This is a genomic window from Rhodococcus sp. 15-649-2-2 (assembly GCF_002258645.1).
Lineage (GTDB): Bacteria > Actinomycetota > Actinomycetes > Mycobacteriales > Mycobacteriaceae > Rhodococcoides.
On sequence record NZ_NPFM01000014.1, the window covers coordinates 16,534 to 37,665 of the forward strand.

The 21,132-nt window shown below is 65.8% G+C and carries 20 protein-coding genes and 1 tRNA gene; 16 read left to right on the plus strand and 5 right to left on the minus strand.

The window, feature by feature from the left end; genetic code table 11:
• The first annotated feature begins 23 nt into the window (after positions 1-23).
• From CH305_RS07030 to CH305_RS07040, 3 genes are read left to right on the plus strand one after another with little or no spacing between them, the layout of a single operon-like run.
• Positions 24-1,115, plus strand: a complete 1,092-nt coding sequence (locus CH305_RS07030; protein ID WP_094703251.1) for an LLM class flavin-dependent oxidoreductase — start codon at positions 24-26, stop codon at positions 1,113-1,115.
• Positions 1,105-1,563: a MarR family winged helix-turn-helix transcriptional regulator gene (locus CH305_RS07035; protein WP_037151786.1), complete on the plus strand. Its 459-nt coding sequence runs from the start codon at positions 1,105-1,107 to the stop codon at positions 1,561-1,563. Before CH305_RS07030 ends, CH305_RS07035 begins: the two co-directional genes overlap by 11 nt.
• Entirely contained in the window at positions 1,560-2,444 is an 885-nt protein-coding gene (locus tag CH305_RS07040; RefSeq protein WP_094703252.1) for a pirin family protein, read from the plus strand. The genes CH305_RS07035 and CH305_RS07040 overlap by 4 nt, the downstream gene beginning before the upstream one ends.
• 16 nt (positions 2,445-2,460) lie before the next feature.
• Here the strand turns inward: CH305_RS07040 and CH305_RS07045 are convergent, their stop codons facing one another.
• Together CH305_RS07045 and CH305_RS07050 are read right to left on the minus strand one after the other, a co-directional pair.
• A complete protein-coding gene (locus tag CH305_RS07045) occupies positions 2,461-2,985 on the minus strand; it encodes a ribonuclease H (protein WP_037151792.1) in 525 nt (174 codons plus the stop codon).
• Positions 2,986-3,097: 112 nt separating this feature from the next.
• Positions 3,098-4,291: an MFS transporter gene (locus CH305_RS07050; protein WP_094703253.1), complete on the minus strand. Its 1,194-nt coding sequence runs from the start codon at positions 4,289-4,291 to the stop codon at positions 3,098-3,100.
• 122 nt (positions 4,292-4,413) lie between these two features.
• On the opposite strand from CH305_RS07050, the gene CH305_RS07055 reads away from it, so the two are divergent.
• From CH305_RS07055 to CH305_RS07075, 5 genes are all read left to right on the plus strand, one after another.
• Positions 4,414-5,346, plus strand: a complete 933-nt coding sequence (locus tag CH305_RS07055; protein ID WP_094703254.1) for a DNA-3-methyladenine glycosylase — start codon at positions 4,414-4,416, stop codon at positions 5,344-5,346.
• A gap of 51 nt (positions 5,347-5,397) precedes the next feature.
• Positions 5,398-6,342: an aldo/keto reductase gene (locus CH305_RS07060; protein ID WP_094703255.1), complete on the plus strand. Its 945-nt coding sequence runs from the start codon at positions 5,398-5,400 to the stop codon at positions 6,340-6,342.
• A 115-nt stretch (positions 6,343-6,457) separates the two neighbouring features.
• Positions 6,458-7,705 (plus strand): multidrug effflux MFS transporter, encoded by a 1,248-nt coding sequence (locus CH305_RS07065; protein ID WP_032402171.1) that lies wholly within the window; start codon positions 6,458-6,460, stop codon positions 7,703-7,705.
• A gap of 10 nt (positions 7,706-7,715) precedes the next feature.
• The gene (locus tag CH305_RS07070) at positions 7,716-8,231 is read left to right on the plus strand and encodes a DUF309 domain-containing protein (RefSeq protein ID WP_052058574.1); all 516 of its coding nucleotides are present in this window, start codon (positions 7,716-7,718) and stop codon (positions 8,229-8,231) included.
• A gap of 56 nt (positions 8,232-8,287) precedes the next feature.
• On the plus strand, positions 8,288-9,013 hold the full coding sequence (locus CH305_RS07075; protein WP_143545261.1) for a hypothetical protein: 726 nt from the start codon (positions 8,288-8,290) through the stop codon (positions 9,011-9,013).
• On the opposite strand, the gene CH305_RS07080 is transcribed toward CH305_RS07075, so the two are convergent.
• Positions 8,991-9,755 (minus strand): deoxyribonuclease IV, encoded by a 765-nt coding sequence (locus tag CH305_RS07080; protein WP_037152447.1) that lies wholly within the window; start codon positions 9,753-9,755, stop codon positions 8,991-8,993. The two genes, CH305_RS07075 and CH305_RS07080, sit on opposite strands and share 23 nt — an antisense overlap.
• A 75-nt stretch (positions 9,756-9,830) precedes the next feature.
• Here CH305_RS07080 and CH305_RS07085 point away from each other — a divergent pair, with 75 nt between their 5' ends.
• The 5 genes from CH305_RS07085 (at position 9,831) to CH305_RS07105 (ending at position 17,532) form a co-directional block, all read left to right on the plus strand.
• Complete coding sequence (locus CH305_RS07085; RefSeq protein WP_032378575.1) at positions 9,831-10,565, plus strand: ABC transporter ATP-binding protein; 735 nt, start codon at positions 9,831-9,833, stop codon at positions 10,563-10,565.
• A gap of 53 nt (positions 10,566-10,618) precedes the next feature.
• Positions 10,619-13,141, plus strand: a complete 2,523-nt coding sequence (locus tag CH305_RS07090) for an ABC transporter permease (protein WP_094703272.1) — start codon at positions 10,619-10,621, stop codon at positions 13,139-13,141.
• A 180-nt stretch (positions 13,142-13,321) separates the two neighbouring features.
• A complete protein-coding gene (locus CH305_RS07095; protein WP_094703257.1) occupies positions 13,322-15,862 on the plus strand; it encodes an alpha/beta fold hydrolase in 2,541 nt (846 codons plus the stop codon).
• A gap of 102 nt (positions 15,863-15,964) precedes the next feature.
• Complete coding sequence (locus tag CH305_RS07100; protein ID WP_037172476.1) at positions 15,965-16,897, plus strand: alpha/beta fold hydrolase; 933 nt, start codon at positions 15,965-15,967, stop codon at positions 16,895-16,897.
• Positions 16,894-17,532: an LON peptidase substrate-binding domain-containing protein gene (locus tag CH305_RS07105; RefSeq protein WP_094620305.1), complete on the plus strand. Its 639-nt coding sequence runs from the start codon at positions 16,894-16,896 to the stop codon at positions 17,530-17,532. The genes CH305_RS07100 and CH305_RS07105 overlap by 4 nt, the downstream gene beginning before the upstream one ends.
• Before the next feature lie 53 nt (positions 17,533-17,585).
• On the opposite strand, the gene CH305_RS07110 is transcribed toward CH305_RS07105, so the two are convergent.
• Positions 17,586-17,659, minus strand: a tRNA-Met gene (locus tag CH305_RS07110).
• Positions 17,660-17,732: 73 nt separating this feature from the next.
• On the opposite strand from CH305_RS07110, the gene CH305_RS07115 reads away from it, so the two are divergent.
• Complete coding sequence (locus CH305_RS07115; RefSeq protein ID WP_094703258.1) at positions 17,733-18,512, plus strand: enoyl-CoA hydratase/isomerase family protein; 780 nt, start codon at positions 17,733-17,735, stop codon at positions 18,510-18,512.
• On the opposite strand, the gene CH305_RS07120 is transcribed toward CH305_RS07115, so the two are convergent.
• Positions 18,495-19,112 (minus strand): DUF998 domain-containing protein, encoded by a 618-nt coding sequence (locus CH305_RS07120; RefSeq protein WP_032402177.1) that lies wholly within the window; start codon positions 19,110-19,112, stop codon positions 18,495-18,497. The genes CH305_RS07115 and CH305_RS07120 overlap by 18 nt on opposite strands.
• A 69-nt stretch (positions 19,113-19,181) precedes the next feature.
• Between CH305_RS07120 and CH305_RS07125 the strand changes: the two genes are divergently transcribed.
• Positions 19,182-19,745 carry a TetR/AcrR family transcriptional regulator gene (locus tag CH305_RS07125; protein ID WP_179278219.1) on the plus strand — a complete coding sequence of 188 codons (564 nt, stop codon included), beginning with the start codon at positions 19,182-19,184 and terminating at the stop codon, positions 19,743-19,745.
• Positions 19,742-21,127, plus strand: a complete 1,386-nt coding sequence (locus CH305_RS07130) for an AarF/ABC1/UbiB kinase family protein (RefSeq protein ID WP_094703259.1) — start codon at positions 19,742-19,744, stop codon at positions 21,125-21,127. Before CH305_RS07125 ends, CH305_RS07130 begins: the two co-directional genes overlap by 4 nt.
• Positions 21,128-21,132: the final 5 nt, after the last annotated feature.

A 21,132-nucleotide genomic window follows, 5' to 3' on the forward strand; every position in this document is an offset into this window, starting at 1 on the left:
ACTTTGTTCGGTAGGAGCGCACCATGCAGTTCGGAATTTTCTCTGTCGGAGACGTCACGACCGACCCCACGACAGGTGCGACGCCCACCGAACACGAGCGCATCCGCTCGATGATCACCATCGCCGAACATGCCGAAGAAGTGGGCCTCGACGTTTTCGCCACCGGCGAGCACCACAACCCGCCGTTCGTGCCGTCGTCGCCCACAACGATGCTCGGCTACATCGCGGCCCGGACCGAGAAGCTGATTCTGTCCACGTCGACCACGCTGATCACCACCAACGACCCGGTGAAGATCGCCGAGGACTACGCGATGCTCCAGCATCTCTCCGAGGGACGCGTCGACCTCATCATGGGTCGCGGCAACACCGGTCCGGTCTACCCGTGGTTCGGCCAGGACATCCGTCAGGGAATTCCGCTGGCGCTGGAGAACTACCAGCTGCTCCGACGACTGTGGACCGAGGACGTCGTGAACTGGAAGGGCAACTTCCGCACCCCGCTCGACGGGTTCACCTCGACACCGCGGCCACTCGACGGCATTGCGCCGTTCGTCTGGCACGGGTCGATCCGCAGCCCGGAGATCGCAGAGATCGCCGCGTATCACGGTGACGGTTTCTTCGCGAACAACATCTTCTGGCCGAAGGAGCACTACGTCCAGCTCATCGACCTCTACCGGGAACGCTACGAGCACTACGGCCACGGCCGTGCCGACCAGGCCATCGTGGGACTCGGCGGTCAGGTGTTCATGCGCAAGAACAGCCAAGACGCGGTGACCGAGTTCCGGCCGTATTTCGACAACGCACCCGTCTACGGCCACGGTCCCACGATGGAGGACTTCACCGAGCAGACGCCGCTGACGGTCGGATCTCCGCAGCAGGTGATCGAAAGGACGCTCGCATTCGCGGACTACTTCGGCGACTACCAGCGTCAACTGTTCCTGATGGACCACGCGGGTCTGCCGTTGAAGACCGTGCTCGAACAGCTCGACATCCTGGGCGAGGACGTGGTGCCGGTACTGCGGAAGGAATTCGCTGCCCGACGCCCCGAGGGTGTTCCGGAGAATCCCCCGACTCACGCGTCGATGCTGGCGGAGAAAGAAGCAGCTGTTGCCGTCTGACACAGAGTTGTCGATCGAGGCCTGGGAGGCACTGTTTCGCTCCCAGGTCGCCCTGATGCGCCGGTTCACGGCCGACGACATCTGGGATCCGATCGGCATGCGTGAGTACGACGTGTTGTTCACCCTGAGTGCCAGTCCGAATCACAGACTCCGATTGCACGAACTCAACGACGAGATCCTGCTCAGCCAACCGTCGCTCAGTCGGATGTGCGACCGCCTCGCAGCGTTGGGTTACGTTGCCCGAGAACCCGATCCGTCGGACAAACGTGGGACGGTCATCTGCCTGACCGATGCGGGAGCACACGTGCAGACGACGATCGGACGGAAACACGCCGCCCGCATCAGACGGTACGTCGGCGATGCTTTGAATGCCGACGAGCTGAAGACACTCCACAGTCTGTGCAGCAAGCTCAGACTCGCCCAGACCGACATCCGGGAGAACACATGATCCAGGTCCTCACCCCTCGTGAAGTTCCACTCGGCGGTCCCCGCGCCATGAAGGTTCGACGCACCCTGCCCCACAAGGACCGATCCCTCATCGGCGCATGGTGTTTCGCCGACCACTACGGCCCGGAACGCTCGCGCATGGATGTCGCACCGCACCCGCACACCGGATTGCAGACGGTCAGTTGGCTGTTCTCGGGCGAGATCGAGCACCGCGACAGTGTGGGTTCGCATGCCATGGTCCGGCCCGGCGAACTGAACCTGATGACGGCCGGGCATGGCATCAGTCACTCCGAGGTCTCCACCCCGCAGACCGACATCCTGCACGGCATGCAGTTGTGGGTCGCCCTTCCGGCCGTATCCCGTTTTGTTGCACCGACATTCGAGCACTATGTGCCGAAACCGGTCACTGCACCCGGACTCGCCGCCCGGGTGTTCCTCGGCACCGTGCTCGGCGAGACCTCGCCGGTGTCGACGTACACCCCACTGCTCGGGGCAGAGATGGTGCTCGACGCCGGCGCGCGGGTCACTCTCGAAGTCGACCCGACGTTCGAGCACGGGATCATCGTCGACCGAGGATCGTTGACCCTGGCCGACGCCGATCTGAGCGCTGCCGAACTGGGTTATGTCGAACCCGGTGAACACGAACTGCACCTGCACAATTCGACGCAGGAGCCGGTTCGGTTCCTGCTACTGGGCGGCCCGCCGTTCGGCGAGCAGATCGTGATGTGGTGGAACTTCGTCGGCCGCAGTCACGAAGACGTCGTCGAGTATCGAGCGGCCTACGAGGCCGAGAATGGCCAGTTCGGCACAGTCGAGGGCTATCCCGGGCCGCGGCTCCATGCGCCCGAACTTCCGAACGCCCGCATGAAACCTCGCGGCTGACTACCGAGCACGGCCGTCAGAACAGCGTCGCGATCTCCGGCTCCGAGGACTGCGGTGCAGCACTCCCAGCAGGCTTGGTCACGGCCGGCTTGGATCCGGCGTTTGCACCCGCTGCTGCGATGGCACGCGCAGCTTCGCCTGCCAAGGCGTCGGCTGCTTCGTTGAAATGATTGCCGACGTGTCCACGGACCCATCGGAACCGTACGGGCCCTTCACGGTCGGTGATGGCCCGCTCGATGTTCTGCACGAGCTCGAGGTTGCGTACCGGAGTGCCGCTCGCCGTCTTCCAACCCTTGCGCTTCCAGCCGGCGAGCCACTCGGACGCACACTTGATTGCGTACTGAGAATCGGACTCGATCAACAGCGGTTCGGGGCCGGGGTGAGCCAGAACTGCCTCGAGCAGGGCACGGAGCTCGGCTACCTGGTTGGTGCCCGAGGGCTCACCACCGGAGTTGCTCGGCCCCGTGTGATTGACCCACGCCCACCCGATTGCTCCGCCGGGGTTACGCAGACACGAGCCGTCCGTACTCACGATGATCACGGTCTCAGACCCTACGTCGGGCCACCGACAAACTCCGGGTGACTCGCTCGAGAACATCGAGTTACTTGGCGGCCGTCTGCGCTGTGCCGAGAACCGATCTCGGCGAACCGGGTCACGACGTGCCGGTATCCGTGGCCCTTCGGCCGTCGAGGGTGAGCAGCACGAACGCCACCGCTGCCAGCGCCGCGATCAGCGCCGAGAACACCAGCCCCGCAGTCACCAGGCCCCACTCCGTCGCCGCAGCCCCGGCACCGATCACCGGGACCGAAATCGCAACGTAGAGCACGACGAAGAAGGTGGAGGTCACTTCGGCACGCCGGTGCTGCGGAAGCTGCGCACCGATCGCGGCCATCCCGTTGCTGAACGTCACGCCCTGCCCGATTCCGCAGAGCAGCGCCGCGCACACCAACACGAACAGAGACGTCAGCAGCAACGACGCGGCAAGCAGCACCAGACCGAACACCAAGACCAGGCATCCCCAGCGCTGAGCCGAGGTGGGATCGGCTGCGCGCAGCGTGATCTGGGCGGTCGCGGACGCGGCGAAGACGGCGAACACCACCACACCTGTGATGGCGTGATTGTCGATCCCCAGCACACCGGCAATGAATCCCGGTGAGACGGCGGTGAACAATCCCAGTACCGCGAACCCTGCGAAACCACCCACCGCAGCGCGCAAGAACGTGCCGCGCACCTCCACCGGAACGGACAGACGCTGCACGTGCGGACGCGCACCGGCGACGACTCGGACGGTTTCGGGCGCGAAGTACACCGCCGCTGCAGCCACGAGAAGCAGCGCGATGTCGACGAAGAACGTCAGCCGCAAGGGCTGCGGCAGGTATTCCACCAACAGACCTGCCACCAGCGGCCCGAGACCCAGACCTCCGATATTGGCGGCCGTGGCGATCGCCGGAGCCCGATCACGCCACGCGTCGGGAACCAGTTCGAGCAGGGTCACCGTGGCGGTACCCACGAAGATCCCGGCCGAGACACCGGACAACACGCGCCCGACCACCAGGGCCGTCAGCGAGTCCGCGGTCACGAACACCACGGCACTGACGAGACCGAAAGCGATCGCCGCCAACAACATCGGACGTCGACCGAGCGAATCGGACCAGCGACCGAAGGCCAACAGTGCCCCGAGCACGCCTACGGCGTACGCGGCGAACACCAATGTGACGACGAAGACGGAGAACCCGAATTCGACCTCGTACAACGCGTAGAGCGGCGTCGGCATCGTCGTGCCCATCATCGCGACGACGAACGCGAATGCGACCCCGACGAACGATGCTGCCCTCGATCGAGTCACGGTTGTCCTCCTTGTCCGGGTACACGATATTTCCCGTCGACTCCGCCGAAGGTGTTGACTGGGCTCTGCCAGAGATACACCGTCGACGCTGGTCCTGACAGTCCGGGAGGTGACGAACCGCAATGTCCGACGCCACCGGGTCGAGCGGAACCGTACGCGTTGTCACGTCCGAGAAGCGGCTCGACGTGCGGATGTCGCTGTCGCCGTTGCGTCGGGGCCGCGGCGATCCCACCTACGAGTCGACGCCGGACGGCGGAATCTGGCGCACGTCGAGGATGAAGTCGGGTCCGGTGACCTACCGTCTGACCCAAGCGTCGCCGACCAGCGTCCAGGCCCGAGCATGGGGCCCCGGCGCACTCGAACTGCTGGACGCGGTGCCCGCGCTGCTCGGCCACGGCGACGACGCCAGCACATTCGTACCGGAGCACCCGATTCTGCGAGAGGCACACCGGCAGCTGCCGCACCTGCGTCTCGGCCGAACCGACCTGGTGCTCGAGGCGTTGATCCCGGCGATCATCGAGCAACGTGTACACGGCATTTCGGCGTTCGGTTCGTGGCGGTATCTGGTGAGCAAGTTCGGCGAGAGCGCACCGGGGCCGACTCCCAAGCCGATGTTCGTCTTCCCCACACCCGACGTGTGGCGTCGTATCCCCTCGTGGGAGTACCACCGCGCCAACGTCGACCCGGCCCGGTCGAAGACCATCGTCCGCGCCGCGCAGGCGGCCGGACGCCTGGAGGAGGCGTCGACGATGACGCCCGAGGATGCGCAACGCAGGCTGCGGGCGATCCCGGGCATCGGCATCTGGACCGCGGCAGAGACCGCGCAGCGCGCCCTGGGGGACCCCGACGCGTTGTCGGTCGGCGACTATCACCTGGCTGCGGTGGTGGGTTGGTCGCTGTTGGGCAGGCCCATCGACGACGCCGAAATGGTCGAGTACATGCGGCCCCTGGCTCCGCATCGACATCGCGCAATTCGCTTGCTGTATCTGAGCGGGAAGGCCACCAAGCCGAAGTTCGGTCCGCGAACCGCTCTGGTGGATCACACGTGGCACTGAGCCCTCGGCTGCTCGTACAGTCGAGTTGTTCGCCAACGTAAGGAGTACTTCGTGGTTGCCATCGGCACGTCCGACCTCGACATCTTTCCGCTCGCCCTCGGCGGGAACACCTTCGGCTGGACCAGCGACGAGGCTGCGTCCTTCGAGATTCTCGACGCCTTCACCGCCGGCGGAGGCAACTTCGTCGACACCGCCGACTCGTACTCGGCCTTTGCCGACGGCAACTCCGGCGGCGAGTCGGAGACGATCATCGGCAAGTGGACCGACGCTCGTGGCAACCGCGACGACGTGGTCATCGCCACCAAAGTCAGCCAGCATCCCGACTTTCGCGGGCTGGCCCCGGACAACATCCGAGCGGCCGCCGACGCGTCGTTGACTCGGTTGCAGACCGACCGCATCGACGTCTACTACGCGCACTACGACGACGACAAGACCCCGCTGGTGGAGTCCCTCGCCGCGTTCGACGAGTTGGTCACGGCTGGCAAGGTTCGCTATGTCGCCATCTCGAACTACACCCCGGCGCGGGTGCGCGAGTGGCTCGAACTGGCGAAGGAGAACGGGTTCGCCGCTCCGATCGCGCTGCAACCGCACTACAACCTGGTCGCCCGCCGCGACTACGAGGGCGAACTGCAGAAGCTGGCCGTCGATCACGACCTCGGCGTGTTTCCCTACTTCTCCCTCGCCGCCGGATTCCTGACGGGCAAGTACCGCACCCGCGAGGACCTGGCCGGCAAACAGCGCGAGCGGCTGACCACGGGATACTTCTCCGATGCCGGGCTCGATGTGGTGCAGGGTCTGCGTGAGATCGCCGAATCGCGATCCGCGGAGATTTCGAGCGTTGCTCTGGCCTGGCTGCTGGCTCGTCCGGGCATCACGGCGCCCATTGCCAGTGCGAGCAAGATTTCTCAGCTGCCCGCCCTGCTCGACGCACCGGCCTTGGCTCTGACCAGTCAGGAGGTCGAGAAACTGACGGTTCTGTCCGACGCCGTGGCATAGAACACGAAAGTTGTAGTCAGCAACCGGGAACAGAACGAGTTCCCCGGTTGCTGACCTTCGGGTGGCCCCAGCATCGAACACGTCTTCTACGGACACAGTCGTAACCAACACACCGGTGACCGACACCTCGGCTCCGGTGACCGAGCCGACGTCGCGGGAGCGCCTGCGGGTGATCCTCGTACTCGGCGCGCTCATCGCCCTCGGTCCGCTGACCATCGACATGTACCTGCCGGCTCTACCGGCCATCGCCGACGACCTGAACACTCCGTCGTCCGCCGTGCAGCTCACGCTCGCCGGCACGTTGGTCGGGCTCGCCCTCGGCCAACTCGTCATCGGTCCGCTGTCGGACATCGTCGGCCGACGGCTTCCCCTGATCGTCGGTACCGGCGTGCACATCCTCGCTTCCGTGGCCTGCATCGTGGCCCCGAACATCGCCGTGCTCGGTGGCTTACGCGTCGTGCAGGGTCTCGGAGCTGCGGCGGCAGCGGTAGTGGCGATGGCCATCGTGCGCGATCTGTTCACCGGCCGCGCTGCCGCCACCGTGCTGTCGCGTCTGATGCTCGTGATGGGCGTCGCGCCCGTGCTGGCTCCGTCGCTCGGCGGTGCCGTGCTGCTGGTCGGATCATGGCGTCTCGTTTTCGCTGCGCTGGCGATCCTGGGCGTCGGCCTGTTGACGTTGGCGATCGTGTCGCTGCGCGAGACCCTGCCACCCGAGCGTCGTCGCGCCAGTGGCGTCATGCCGGTGTTGCGTACCTACCGCTCGCTGCTGCGTGACGCCCAGTTCGTCGTACTCGTCCTGGTCGCCGCGCTGGCAATGTCGTCGCTGTTCGCCTACGTGGCCGGGTCGTCGTTCGTGCTGCAGGAGGAGTTCGGCCTCGACGAGCAGCAGTTCGCGATCGTCTTCGCTGCCGGCGCGATTTCGCTGATCGGTGCATCCCAGCTCAACGTCCTGCTGCTCGGACGCTTCGCACCGGTACAGATCGTCCTGTCGGCACTGTCGTTCGGCGTCGTCGCCGGCGGAGTCATGGTGGCGTTGGCGGTGACCGGGACCGGCGGTATGGCGGGATTCGTCGTCCCCCTGTGGTTCGTGCTGGGGGCCGTCGGATTCGTGATGCCCAACGCGCCTGCACTCGCCCTGTCCCGGCACGGCGAGGCCGCAGGTGGTGCTGCCGCACTTCTCGGAGCTGCGCAGTTCGGTCTCGGTGCCATCGTCGCGCCCATCGTCGGCGCACTCGGAAACGATGCGGTGGCAGTGTCCACAACGATGGTCGTGACGTCCGCTGCAGCACTGATCGCCCTGGGCGTCATCACCGCGCGGTCGTCCGCGCGGCAACCTGCCGAGGGAGCAGCGCCTACCCACTAGGGTGACCGCCATGACCGAACGCGAGCGCGATGCGCGCGGTAAACCCCTCAATGCCAGGCCTCGCGACGGTCTCGGGCGGCCACTCGCCCGCGGCGGAAGCGGAATCCCACGCGTGCCCGACGACGTACGACTTCCGCCCGGCGCAGCTCTCGTCGAGGCGCAGAAATTCCTCGATGCGAACATGCCGTTCCACGCACACGAAGTACTCGAAGGAACGTGGAAGAGCTGCCCGACCGACGAGCGTCCGCTGTGGCAGGGTCTCGCCCAACTCGCCGTCGGGCTGACGCACCTCCTGCGCGGTAATCGCATCGGTGCCGCGTCGCTGCTTCGACAGGGACACGATCGCTTGATCGGCTTCGAAGCCGACCCACCGCACAGTGTCGACGTCAGCGGCTTGTTGGTCTGGTCCGAAGGGCTGCTCGACGACCTGGAGACCGGAACCCTGCCGGTCTCCCCCGGCATTCCGATGCTGCGCGCCACCGATCCGCACCGGGGTGTGCTGGCACCCGATTCCGGCTCGAGCTAGCCTGAGAGAATTAGGTAAGGCTAGGACAATCTGCACCGGAAGTGGGGTTCGTCGGCGTGACCGTGTTCGCACCGCTGAGAGTCGCGCGACAGGGACTCTCGGGCGGGGAGACCATCAGCCCAGCTCAGCTCGGACGCACCCTGTGCACCGAGGTCGCCGAACAGGTTCCGTACTGGGTTGCCGTGTTGACCCCCGCCGAGCGGCCTCTGCTCGACGCCCGATCGGCATCGGGTCGTTCCGAGCAGGCTTCGGTGACGCTCGAACTTCCCCAGAGCCCTCACCGACCCCATGCCCTGCTGCTCGCGGCGCTCGGCTCGGCGGTGTGTACGTGGCAGAGGAACAATCGGCGTGGCTCGTCGGCCGGCGTCCTGGTGGATCTGGACCTCGACGCCACGAACGCGGTGCACCCGGTTCGCCTCCCCGCCGTCCACACCGACGCGCTCGCCGTGCCCGCGCACGGCAAGAACCTCGTCGACGATGTCTCCAGGAAGCTGGACTCGGTGCCGAACGGCGGCCGCGACTACGCGCTCACCCGTAACTATCCCGCGCTCGCCTCACGCGCCGGGGCGCAGATCATCGTGCGTGACCACACATCGACGGAGCCGAAGGACGGGTACGCGATCGATGTCAGGATTGCCGTCACGGACGCCGGTACCGCGGCGGCACGGGTCAGCTGGGCCGGCGAACTGCAGGGAGTCGACGAGCTGATCCGACTGTGGCCGGTAGCCGTCCACCACCTGACCACGATGGTCGCCGCCGCTACAGGCTCTTCAGCAGCCTGACGTCGTCCTCGATGCCCTCGGGCGGTGTCTCGAGAATCACCGGCGCGTCGGCGGCCAATGCGACGGCGGTCAGAATCTCGGCGTCGATGGTTCCGGTGCCGAGGTTCGCGTGTCGGTCCCTGGCCGAGTCGAACTCGTCGCGCGAGTTGTTCAGGTGCACCAGATCGATTCGCCCGGTGATGGCTTTGATGCGGTCGACGACGTCGACGAGATCCTCGCCCCCGGCCCACGCATGGCAGGTGTCGAGGCAGAAGCCGGCACCGAACTCGCCGATCGCATCCCAGAGCCGGGCGATGTCGTCGAAGTGGCGCGCCATCGCCGAATCCCCACCCGCGGTGTTCTCGACGAAGATCGGCACCGCGAAGCCGCCCTGCTCAGCCTGACGCTCGAAGAGCTTGCGCCAGTTGTCGATTCCCTTGGCGGTGTCCTCGCCCTCGCGGACGTGGCCGCCGTGGACGACCAGCCCGATGGCCCCGATCTCGGCTGCTGCAGCCGCCTGCTCGACGACGGCCTTCCTGGACGGGATGCGAATCCGATTGTTCAAGCTCGCGACGTTGAGCACGTACGACGAGTGCACCACCACATCGACCGAGCCGGTCAACAGAGCCTCGCCCTGCGGGTGTGGTTCGAGCTTGTTCCACTTCTGCGGATCGGTGAGAAACATCTGGACGAGATCGACGCCGAGCGCCTCGGCGGTACCGAGAGGGTCGGTGCTGTCGCGGACGTGTGCTCCGATGCGCATGACGTCCATCATAGGGGTCGTGTTCAGGGTCTCCCCTGATAGCAACCGGCGCAGAACACTGAAACACTGGAGCGTATGAGCGACATTGCCGCGCGCGCGGTCGACGTATCGAAGGTCTACGGTTCCGGGGACACCCAGGTGCACGCACTGTCCGGGGTGAGCGTCGAGTTCGCTCGCGGAGAATTCACCGCCATCATGGGCCCGTCGGGTTCGGGCAAGTCCACTCTCATGCATTGCCTGGCCGGATTGGACACCGCTTCGTCGGGCACGGTGACCATCGGAGACACCGAGCTGACGGCGCTCTCCGACAAGGAGATGACCGGATTGCGCAGGGACCGAATCGGATTCGTGTTCCAGGCATTCAATCTGGTGCCCACGCTGACCGCGCTGGAGAACATCACCCTGCCGCTCGACATCGCGGGCCGCGCCCCGGATCAGGGGTGGCTCGACACCGTCGTCGACCGACTCGGCCTCCGCGATCGCCTCGATCACCGCCCCAGCGAACTCTCGGGCGGGCAGCAACAGCGAGTGGCGTGCGCCCGCGCGCTCGCCGGCCGACCCGACATCGTGTTCGGCGACGAGCCCACCGGCAACCTGGATTCCCGTTCCTCCGGCGAGGTCCTGTCGATTCTGCGCACTGCCGCAGACGAATTCGACCAGACCGTCGTCATCGTCACCCACGATCCACGCGCGGCCAGCTATGCGGACCGCGTCGTGTTTCTCGCCGACGGTGCCGTCATCGATCAGCTGAACTCGCCCACGGCCGACGCCGTACTCGAGCGGATGAAGAAGCTGGAGACGGTCCGATAATGGCGCATTCTGTCTCCAACAAGCCTCCACGACAAAAGTCGGCGGGCAATCCGATGCGCAAGGTGTCACTGAGAAACCTTGCAGCACACAAGGTTCGGTTGGCACTGACGGTTCTGTCCGTGGTCCTGGGCACCGCGTTCGTCGCGGGTTCGTTCGTCTTCACCGACACCCTCCAGCGCACCTTCTCCTCGTTGTTCGCCGATACTGCGCAAGGCGCAGACGTCCGAGTGAGCCCGGAGGACGCGCGCTCGAGCGGGGTGCCCAACGAGGACATCGCAGCGATCTCGGCCCTGCCGAACGTGCGCGCCGTGTCGCCGTACGTCGGCGGACAGCTCGTACTGCTCGGCTCCGACGGTGCCGCCGTGCAATCCGGTGGGGCGCCGACCATCGGCGAGTCCTACCTACCGGAAGACCAACGACTGGGCGATCCGACGACCTTCGTCGACGGCTCGGCTCCCACCGCTCCCGGGCAGGTCGCGATCAATGCCGGTGGTGCCGAGCGCGCCGGGTTGAAAGTGGGCGACGCCACCCAGGTGCTCGTGCCGTCCAAGGGCATCACCGATATCACGATTTCTGGAATCTATTCCACTGCAACAGAATCCGGCGGCTACATCGGAATCCAGTTCGTGCAGAGCCAGGCGAACGAGTTGTTCACCGACGGGGCCCACGTGCAGTACATCGACGTCGCGGGTAACGATCTCACCGCCCAGGGGCTCACGCAGAGCAATCTGCGGGACGAGATTTCCGCGGCGCTCCCCGGCCTGAAGGTGCAGACGGCCGCGGACGTACAGGAAGAGACCCAGGCCGAGGTGGAGTCGGCCCTGTCGTTCATCAATTACTTCCTGCTCGCCTTCGGCGGAATCGCACTGCTCGTCGGCACCTTCATCATCTACAACACGTTCTCGATGATCGTTGCCCAGCGAGTCCGTGAGCTGGCGCTGCTGCGGGCCATCGGGGCCAGCCGCGGCCAGGTCAGCCGCTCGGTGGTACTCGAAGCACTCGTCGTCGGCGTCATCGGCAGTGTCCTCGGCTTCGCGGGCGGAGTCGGGCTGGCCTACGGCCTGCGCGCACTGCTCAACGCCTTCGATCTGGGATTGCCGTCGGGACCACTGGCACTCGAACCCCGCACCGTCGCTGTCGCCTTCGCGGTCGGCATCATCGTCACCGTCCTGAGCGCATACGCACCGGCGCGTCGAGCGGCCAAGATTCCGCCGGTCGCCGCGATGCGCGAGGAGTTCGCCTCGGCCGGCGACACCCTGCGCACTCGGACGTTCGTGGGCGTCGGGCTGGGAATCGCCGGTGCGGCTGCACTGGTCATCGGCGCACAATCGACCGGCGGAGCCGCGGCCGCGACGGTCGGGGCAGGTGCGGTCGCACTCATCGTCGCCACCGCACTGGCCGCGCCGTCCCTGTCGCGGCCCATCGTCGGTGCACTCGGTGCCGTCATCACCCGTCCGTTCGGAGCGATCGGACGGCTGGCCAGGACCAACTCCGTGCGCAACCCGCGTCGCACCGCGGCCACCGCCTTCGCTCTGATGCTCGGCCTCATGCTCGTCACCGTCATCGGCGTACTGGGATCCACTGCGAAGGCCAGCGTCGATTCGCTCGTCGACACCGGTGTGGAGGCCGACTACATCCTCTCGGGCCCCCAGTCGATCGGCGTTCCGACCGGTGCCACCACAGCAGCGCAACAGGTGAACGGCGTGGACCGAACCGCAGTTCTGCACCCGGTGTTCGTCACGATCGCCGGCCAGGAGGAGTACGGAGCCGCCATCGACGGTTCGCCGGAAGGCCTGCTCGATCTGTCGATGGTCCAGGGCACGGCAGACCTCGACAGCAACGGCTTCTCGGTATCGGAAACCGAGGCCGCCGGCCGCGGATGGACCGTGGGCACCCAGGTCACCTTCGACACCGTGGACGGGGCTTCGGTGCCGGTCACGGTCACCGGGGTGTTCACCGACAATCCGCTGATCGGAAACTGGATCGTCTCGGGCGACATCTATCAGAAAGTGACGCCATCAATCACGCGGTCGGATCTTCTGGTGCTCGTCAAGGCGGTGCCGGGGACCGATCTCGGGACGCTTCGCACCGACCTCGAGGCCGCCACCAAGCCGTTCGTCGTCGTTCAGGTTCAGGACGTCGAAGAGTTCAAGGGCAGCCAGGGACAACAGATCGACACCCTGCTCGCGGTGCTGTACGGATTGTTGGCACTGGCCGTCGTCATCGCCGTGCTCGGTATCGTCAACACGCTGGCCCTGTCCGTCGTGGAACGTCGGCGAGAAATCGGGATGCTGCGGGCCATCGGCATGCAGCGTCCACAGGTTCGCCGCATCATCTACCTCGAGTCGTTGCTCATCGCGCTGTTCGGCGCGATCGTGGGCGTCGTCCTCGGCATCGCCTTCGGCTGGGGATTCGTGCAGACCCTGCGCGACGAGGGCCTGGGAACCATGACCGTCCCCTGGGGTCAGGTGGCGTCCATGTTGGTGGGATCCGCCGTCGTAGGAGTTCTGGCCGCACTGTGGCCTGCTGTGCGGGCGGCTCGCACGAAGCCTCTGGAGGCGATCGCAGACCTCTAGTACTGCCGAACCCGACCGGGCATTTCGCAACGACACCTATTTGTTGTGAAATGTCCGGTTTTTGGCTTGCGCCGAAAGGTGATGCACGTCTACCTTTGAGACGGTAAAACAGTCTTCAAGTAGGTTTGCAGTCCGCAAACCAACTCTGTCATCACGGGTCGGGCTCGTGCAAGGAGAATCATGTCGGTTCAAGACATCGATGCACCCACCCGTCCCGCACTGGCTCCACTGTGCCGGCCCGAGAGCCGCGACACGCTGATGGCGCGCTACCGGGAAGTCGCTCACGTCCTGCCGGACGCCGTTGCACTCTCCGTAGGCGGAACCTCGCTCACCTTCGACGAACTGCTGCACCGCGCATACTCGCAGGCCCGGAAGATCGCCACCCTCTTCCCCGGGGACTCTCGGCCGCTTGCCGTCGATACCGACGACACTCCGATCTCGATCGTGCTGATGCTGGCCGTCGTCGCCTCCGGTCACCCTCTCGTGCCCCTCGATCCCATGCTTCCCGCCGAGCGACGCGCCACGATCATCGACCGAGCCGGTGCGACGGCGATCGACGCTTCCACCGTTGCCGAGACCGTGGATTCCTGCGTGCCGCTACCGACACTGTCGGGTGATCACACCGCGGTGATCAACTACACCTCGGGATCGACAGGCACCGCCAAGGGCGTGATCCTCAGCCATCGCATGTGTCTGACCAAGGCATACGAGGTCGCCACCGCGTTGTCGGTCGGCCCGCACGATCGCATCGGAAATTCGCTGCCGGTCAGTTTCGGTGCCGGGTTGAACACGCTCTTCGCAGGGCTGCTCAGCGGTGCCGCGGTCCACTGCCGAGACCCTCGGTCGGGTGTCCCGTCCGACACCGCCGAATGGATCGCCGAACAGTCACTGACCACGCTGCACTGCTCCTCGTCACTTCTGCGCACGATCGCGGCAGCCGACCACGGGCACGCTGCCGTGCCCAGTCTGCGCGTGGTCACCACGTACGGGGAGTCCCTGCATTCCGACGACGTCGACAATTTCAGGCAAATGTTCGACGGGCGAGCCACGGTGGTGAACTGGTACGCGACCACGGAGGCGGGTGCCGTCGCCTACAGCGAGTTCCCTCCGGAGCGAACGCTGCCGTCCGGCTTCCTACCGGCCGGAAGGCCCATCCCCGGCAAGCTCGTAGAGGTCGTCGCCACCGACGGCTCGGTGTGTGTGCCCGACGCGATCGGCGAAGTTCGGGTGACGTCCACCTGCCTGGCCGACGGTTACCTCGGCGATGCCGGTCTGGATTCCGAACGATTCGCCGCCCTCGACGATGGCCTGTTCCGGTACCGAACCGGCGATCTGGGGCGTCTGGACGAACACGGGACGCTGCATCTGGCCGGACGCATCGACGACGCCGTCAAGGTTCGCGGCTACCTGGTCGAGCCGGCCGAGATCGAGGCAGCCCTGCGAGCCATGCCGGAGATCGACGAGGCCGCGGTGATCGGCAGACACTCGGGTACCGACACCGACCTGGTGGCCTACGTGTGCTCGGCGGGATCGGCCAAGCGGCCCTCCGTCGGCGAGATCAGAGCGTCGCTGCGCCGGACCTTGCCGGAATGGATGGTGCCCACGCACATAGTTGCGCTCGACGCGATGCCGCGCAACGAACGCGGCAAGCTCGATCGCAGGGCATTGCCCGAGCCTGCGGATCGGCGGGTCGAGCGAACAGCGGCCGGGCCGACCGAATACATCGTCGCCGAGGCTGCCCGGGCTGCCATCGGTCTGGACTCCATCGGCCGAGACGAGGACTTCCTGGCTCTCGGCGGTAACTCGCTGACGACAACGGCGATGCTGGCCCAACTGCGGGACACGTTGAAGGTCGATCTCACGGCGGAGGACGTGTTCGCGGCGACGACCGTTCGAACGCTCGCAACGACGGTCGATGCCCGCCTGCGAGACGCGGCCACCGTTCGTCGACGCACGTCCGGCGAACACGACGTGCTGGTGCCCCTGCGCACCGAGGGCAGCAAGGCACCGATCTTCCTGATCGGCGGAGCCGGCGTCGGCGCGATGGCATTCCTCAAACTCGTCAAGCACATCGACGACGACCATCCGGTGTACGCATTGCAGGCGCACGGCCGGGGTAAGCGCGGACGACCGGACCGCACCATCCGGCGAACCGCGAGGCGATACGTCGACGCGATACGCACCGTCCAGCCCGAGGGACCGTTCCATCTGGTCGGCCATTCGCTCGGCGGGTGGATCGCCATCGCGATGGCCGAGAGAATCCGAGACTGTGGTCTCGGATCTCCGCACCTGCTTCTGTTGGACACCCGGCTGTTTCGGCATCTGCTGGACAAGCTGCCCGGCGGTACCGACGTTCCGGCTGCACCTCCGGCCCAGACGCGGGAAGAAGCGGGCTTCCACCTCGGCCGCCTCGGCACGGCCGCTCTGTGGATCCGCATGCAGTTCGCCGGGTTGCTGCGGTACCCGACGACCATGGAATGGTTGGTCTTCGCAAGCATCGGGTACGTGGCGTTGAACAAGCACGTGCCGACTCCGTGGTCGGGCTCGATGACCGTGGTTCGCACAGCGGAGAACGTGAAAGATGCCCGGTCGTGGCAGACAGTTGCTCGTGGTGAACTGACTTTCGTTGACATCAACGGCGATCACGGTGACATGCTGAGCGAACCGATGGCCGAGGAGCTGGCCAAGATCATCGACGACACCGTCGGCAGCGGGCGCTGAAGCCCGGCAGCCCGTAGGACGGTCTGTCGCGACCGCGGTACAGCTTGTACGTTTGTGCCAGAAGGCGCGACAGGTCCGAACTATTCGACAGGGAGGCCGACAATGAGTTCATCGTACGAATTGCAGTCCGTGGAACTACACAAGGACGTCCTGCGTTACGTCGACATCGGCGACGGTCCGCCCGTGATCCTCGTGCACGGCCTGCTCGGGTCGCATCAATCGTGGGCCCCCCAGCTCGAGCGCCTCTCGCACAAGTACCGGGTGATCGCGCCGGACCTGTTCGGGCACGGCGAGTCCGACAAGCCGACCGGTGACTACTCGCTGAGCTCGCACTCGGCCACCATTCGCGATCTGATGGATCATCTGAAGATCGACTCCGCTCCCCTGGTCGGTCACTCCCTCGGCGGCGGCATCATCATGCAGTTGACGTATCTCTTCCCCGAACGGGTCGATCGCCTCGCCCTGGTCAGCAGTGGCGGCCTCGGCCCCGAAGTGAGCCTCCTGCTCAAGGCCGCGACGCTGCCCGGCAGCGAGTTGGTACTGCCGCTGCTTGCGTCCGATTGGTTCCGCAAGAACGCCGAGGGCGCACTGTCGCAGCTGGGCAAGTGGGGCCTTCCGGTCAAGCCCGGTCCGAGCATGGCCGAGACCTGGCGATCGTTCCGGTCGGTCGCCGACCGCTCCACTCGCGAGGCCTTTCTGGCGTCGACGCGAGCAGTGGTCGGCCCGCGCGGTCAGACCGTGAGCGCCAAGCAGCATTTCGAGAAGTTCGAGTCGATTCCGTCTCTGCTCGTCTGGGGCGGTAAAGATCGCATGATTCCCGCCAAACACGCGGACAACATCCGACGCGAGGTGCCCAACAGCCGCGTCGAGATCTTCCCCGATGCCGGCCACTTTCCGCAGCTCGACGAGCCCGATTTCTTCTTCCGACTTCTGGACGAGTTCCTGGACTCGAACGGACAGGGGAAGGACGTCGCGGCAGGGACCGACGCGCGTGAAGACATCACTCCGGCAGTCATGCCGCTGCAACGCCCGTGAGTGTCATCCCGATGTTCCCGCTCGGGAGCGTGCTGCTTCCCGGCGAACGTCTACCGCTGCACATTTTCGAGCCTCGCTACCAGGCGCTGGTCCAAGACTGTCTGAAGCAGGACGACCCGAGCTTCGGCGTTGTGCTCATCGCGCGTGGCCACGAGGCCGGGGGCGGCGACGTTCGGCACGACGTGGCGACGGTTGCGCACATCATCGGACACGAGGCCATCGGTGACGGCAGGTACCTACTCGAGTGTGTCGGCGGCGAACGGATCCGGATCGACGCCTGGCTGCCCGACGATCCCTACCCCTTGGCAGACGTTCGACCGTGGCTCGACGAGGACGCCGAGTCGGTGATCGCCGATACCGAATTCGACACCACCTGGGCGCGGGTCGAGGATCTGTACGAGCTCATCGGCCGACTCGAATCCACCGAAAACATTGCCACTCCGGGCTTTCCGGACTTTCTGAGCCTGCCGATCTCGGCCGCCGAGAAAATCTGGTCACTGGCTGCACTGATTCCGATGGGTCAGTCCGATCGCCTCGACATTCTGTCGGCACCGGACGCCCGGGCCCGCAAGACGGCACTCGACGACGCCATCGAGAACGTCACGGCCGTCGTGCAGTTCAGACTGCAACCCTGATACGTACGAAACACGTCAGGCCCGACACGATGTGTCGGGCCTGACGTACGTAGTAGCGGGGACAGGATTTGAACCTGCGACCTCTGGGTTATGAGCCCAGCGAGCTACCGAGCTGCTCCACCCCGCGCTGTGTGTTCACAACCGTACATGCCATCCCGGCAGTCTCCCAATCGCCTGGTCAACGCTCTACGGTTCTCGGTATGCCCACCGAGTCTTCGCCTGTCCTGTCGTATCCGTTCGATGCCGTCGCACAGGTCACGCTGAACAATCCACCGGTCAACGCGCTGACCCGTCCGGCGACGCGGCGGCTGCATGCCGTTCTGCGAGAACTGGCTCGGGACGCCACAATTCGAGCGGTGGTCGTCACCGGCGAGCGGGTGTTCAGCGCCGGTTCGGACATCTCCGAAATGCCGGAGATGCAGAACGACGGTGACGTGCTCGCACGCAAGAGCACCCTCGAGAACGCCACGCTCGATCTGCTGGCCGCACTGCCGCTTCCGACGGTCGCGGCGATCGACGGATTCGCATTGGGCGGCGGACTCGAGATGGCGCTGTGCTGCGATCTTGTCGTCGCCGATGCAGGAGCTCGACTCGGACTGCCGGAGATCGACCTCGGCGTCATCCCCAGCAGCGGCGGATCGATGCGCGCGCTGCGCCGTGTGGGTCAGGCCCGCGCAGCCGAAATCGTCTTGCTCGGCGAGCCGATCACCGCCGAGACCGCGCTCGAGTGGGGTCTGATCAATCGGGTGGCGCCGCGCGGTGCATCGCTGTCGGTCGCCTTGGACCTGGCGCAGACGCTCGCTCGGAAATCCCGTTCTGCGGTGCACGCGAACAAGCGAGCACTCGAGCTCACCTTCGGGCCATCCCCGTACGAACCGGCACAACGGGCATTGCCGGTGTTCGAGGAAGCGTTCGGGTCGACGGACGGCCGGGAAGGCGTGCGCGCCTTTCTCGCCAAGGAGTCACCGAGATTTCGATAGGCGTCGCTCCGCGAGAATCGTTGCGCCGGTGACGATCTCCCAACCGATGATGGTGTAGACCGAGATCCGCTCGAACGTTCCGCCTCCGAGGATGCCCGTGTCGGCGAGAAACAGCGCGAAACCTGCCAGCCCCGCGACACCGGCCAGGGCGCTGCCCGCCGTGTACCACCGCGGCGCTCCGACGCGGCCGCCGTACCGGCCTGCAGCCAGGAGCACCAGGTTTCCGCCGATGATGGCCATACCCGCGCCCGCCGCGTGCGGTGCCGACGCTCCGTCGACCGAAGCATGCGCGAGCCCGACCACGATGCTGCCGACGCCGTGCACAACCGAGGTACCCAGCACGATCCACCGCGCTCGACCCTCGAACAACACCGACAATCCGAGGCCGGCAAGAACGAACAGCGTGCCGTCGACCACAAACCCGGTGTTCATCACCGAGTGCCACGGTGAGATGTCCGGAATCCCGAGGTCACTGATGTTGTTGCGCGCGTAGCTGTACGGCCGATCGGTCCAGCCCAGCGCCGCAACTGCTTCGGCGGCCAGATAGGTCACCCCGCCGACGAGAAAGGCTCCAGCGGCCAGGACCGTAGTTCTCTTCACAACTGCAGTATTCACTGCCTACTCGACCCCGATACACCCGGCGTGTACCGATTGGTACAGTACCGGCTCATGAGCGATCGCCACGACGTGGTGCCGATACTCGCAGGGGTGTTCCGCGACCACGGGTTCGACGGTTCGTCTCTCGCGGTCATCAGCAGGCAGACCGGCCTGGGCAAAGGCAGTCTCTACCACTACTTTCCGCGCGGCAAGCAGGAGATGGCCGAGGCCGTCCTCGACGACGTGGAGCAGTGGTTTCACCACAACGTGTTCGAGCCGCTGCGGCACGGCACCGATGCCGCGTCGACCACGCACGACATGTTCGAGCAGACCGCCCGCTACTTCCGCTCCAATCGCTTGGTGTGCCTGTTCGGGGCGTTCACACTCGGACTGGAGCGGGTGGCCTTCTCCGGACGCGTCGCAGCACATTTCGCGCACTGGATCGAGGCACTCACCCCGGTACTGAATCGGCTCGGACACGGCGAGTCGGCGGCCGAACTGGCCGAGGAGATCGTCGCCGGCATCCAAGGTGCGTTGGTGCTCTCGCGCGCATCGGACGACGCGACGAGATTCGATCGACTGTTGTCGCGGCTGGAAGCATCGGCCGCACGCCTGCCCGCAGGAGTACACGCATGACTCCCGATGCAACGACACCCGAGCCCGCTGTACCCGAAGCCTTGACGCCCGAGCCCGCACCCGAGCTGAGGACTTTCGGCATACGAGAACTGCTGCGGCTGATCGTCATCGGTTCGGTGTTGACGTACTTCCAGGTCGTCGCGATCGGACGCTGGGTTCGTGCGCCCCGACGCGGGTGGCCGGTACATGCATCGGAGGCCGTCGTCGACGCGTTCTTCGCTCTCGGACCCACATTCGTCAAAGTCGGGCAGCTCATGGGCTCGTCGCCGGGGCTGTTCCCGAAGGTCCTCGCCGATACGTGCCTGCGGTGCCTCGACGAGGTTCCACCGTTCCCCGGCTCGCAAGCACGCGCGGTGATCGAGGCCGATCTCGGCCGCGGAATCGACGATCTGTTCTCTTCGTTCGACGACGTGCCGCTCTCGTCCGCGTCGGTTGCTCAGGTACACCTGTGCGTGCGCCGCGACAACGGGCGCGAAGTGGTCATGAAGGTGCAGCGGCGGGGGATCTACCACCGCATGAAGATCGATCTACGGATCGCGTACCTCATCGCCCGGGGGCTGGAGAAGTTCATTCCGTTCTTCGCCACCGCCAATGCGTCGGCCATCATCGTGGACCTGCATGCTGCCACCTTCGCGGAACTCGACAGCGCCGTGGAAGCGAAGCGGCAGGACAGCTTTCGCGCGGCCATCGGCGCGTTCGGCGACAACGAGCACGTCACCGCCCCCGAGGTGTTCCTCGACTACTGCGGCGGCCGCGTCATCTGTATGGAACGCATGCACGGTTCCCCACTCGACCGCTACGAGCCCGGGGAGCAGTCCGAGCTCATCGTCCGCCGAGCGGCCAAGGTCTGGATGGAAGCGCTTGTGCTGCACGGCCTTTTTCACGGCGACGTGCACGCGGGCAACGTGTGGGTGCTCGACGACGGCAGGGTGGCGTTCCTCGACTTCGGAGTCATGGGCGAGGTGGACGAACAGTGGCGCGCACTGCTACTGGACCTGTTCCATGCCACCGTGATCGACGGCGACTTCACCCGGCTCGCAGGCACCGTCAAACGCCTGGGAATCGTTGCACCACAGATGGGTTCGGACGCCGAGGTCGGAGCAATACTGCAGTCGGTCTTCGCCCCGATGCTCTCGACGACCCTCGCGCACTTCAGTCTGGCGGACTTCATCCGAGCCCTGGTGAACATGGGCAAGCAGTACAAGACGTCGAGCCCCGAGGAGTTGATCCTGGTGGCCAAGCAACTCGGCTACTTCGAGAGATACGCCATCGAACTCGCACCCAACTGGGCCCTGGGCACCGACCCGTTCGTCTTCAAGAATGTCTTCCCCGCCGAGATAGCCGCCTTGGCCGAGGCGAGGGGCGTCGAACTGCCGGAGTGACCCGG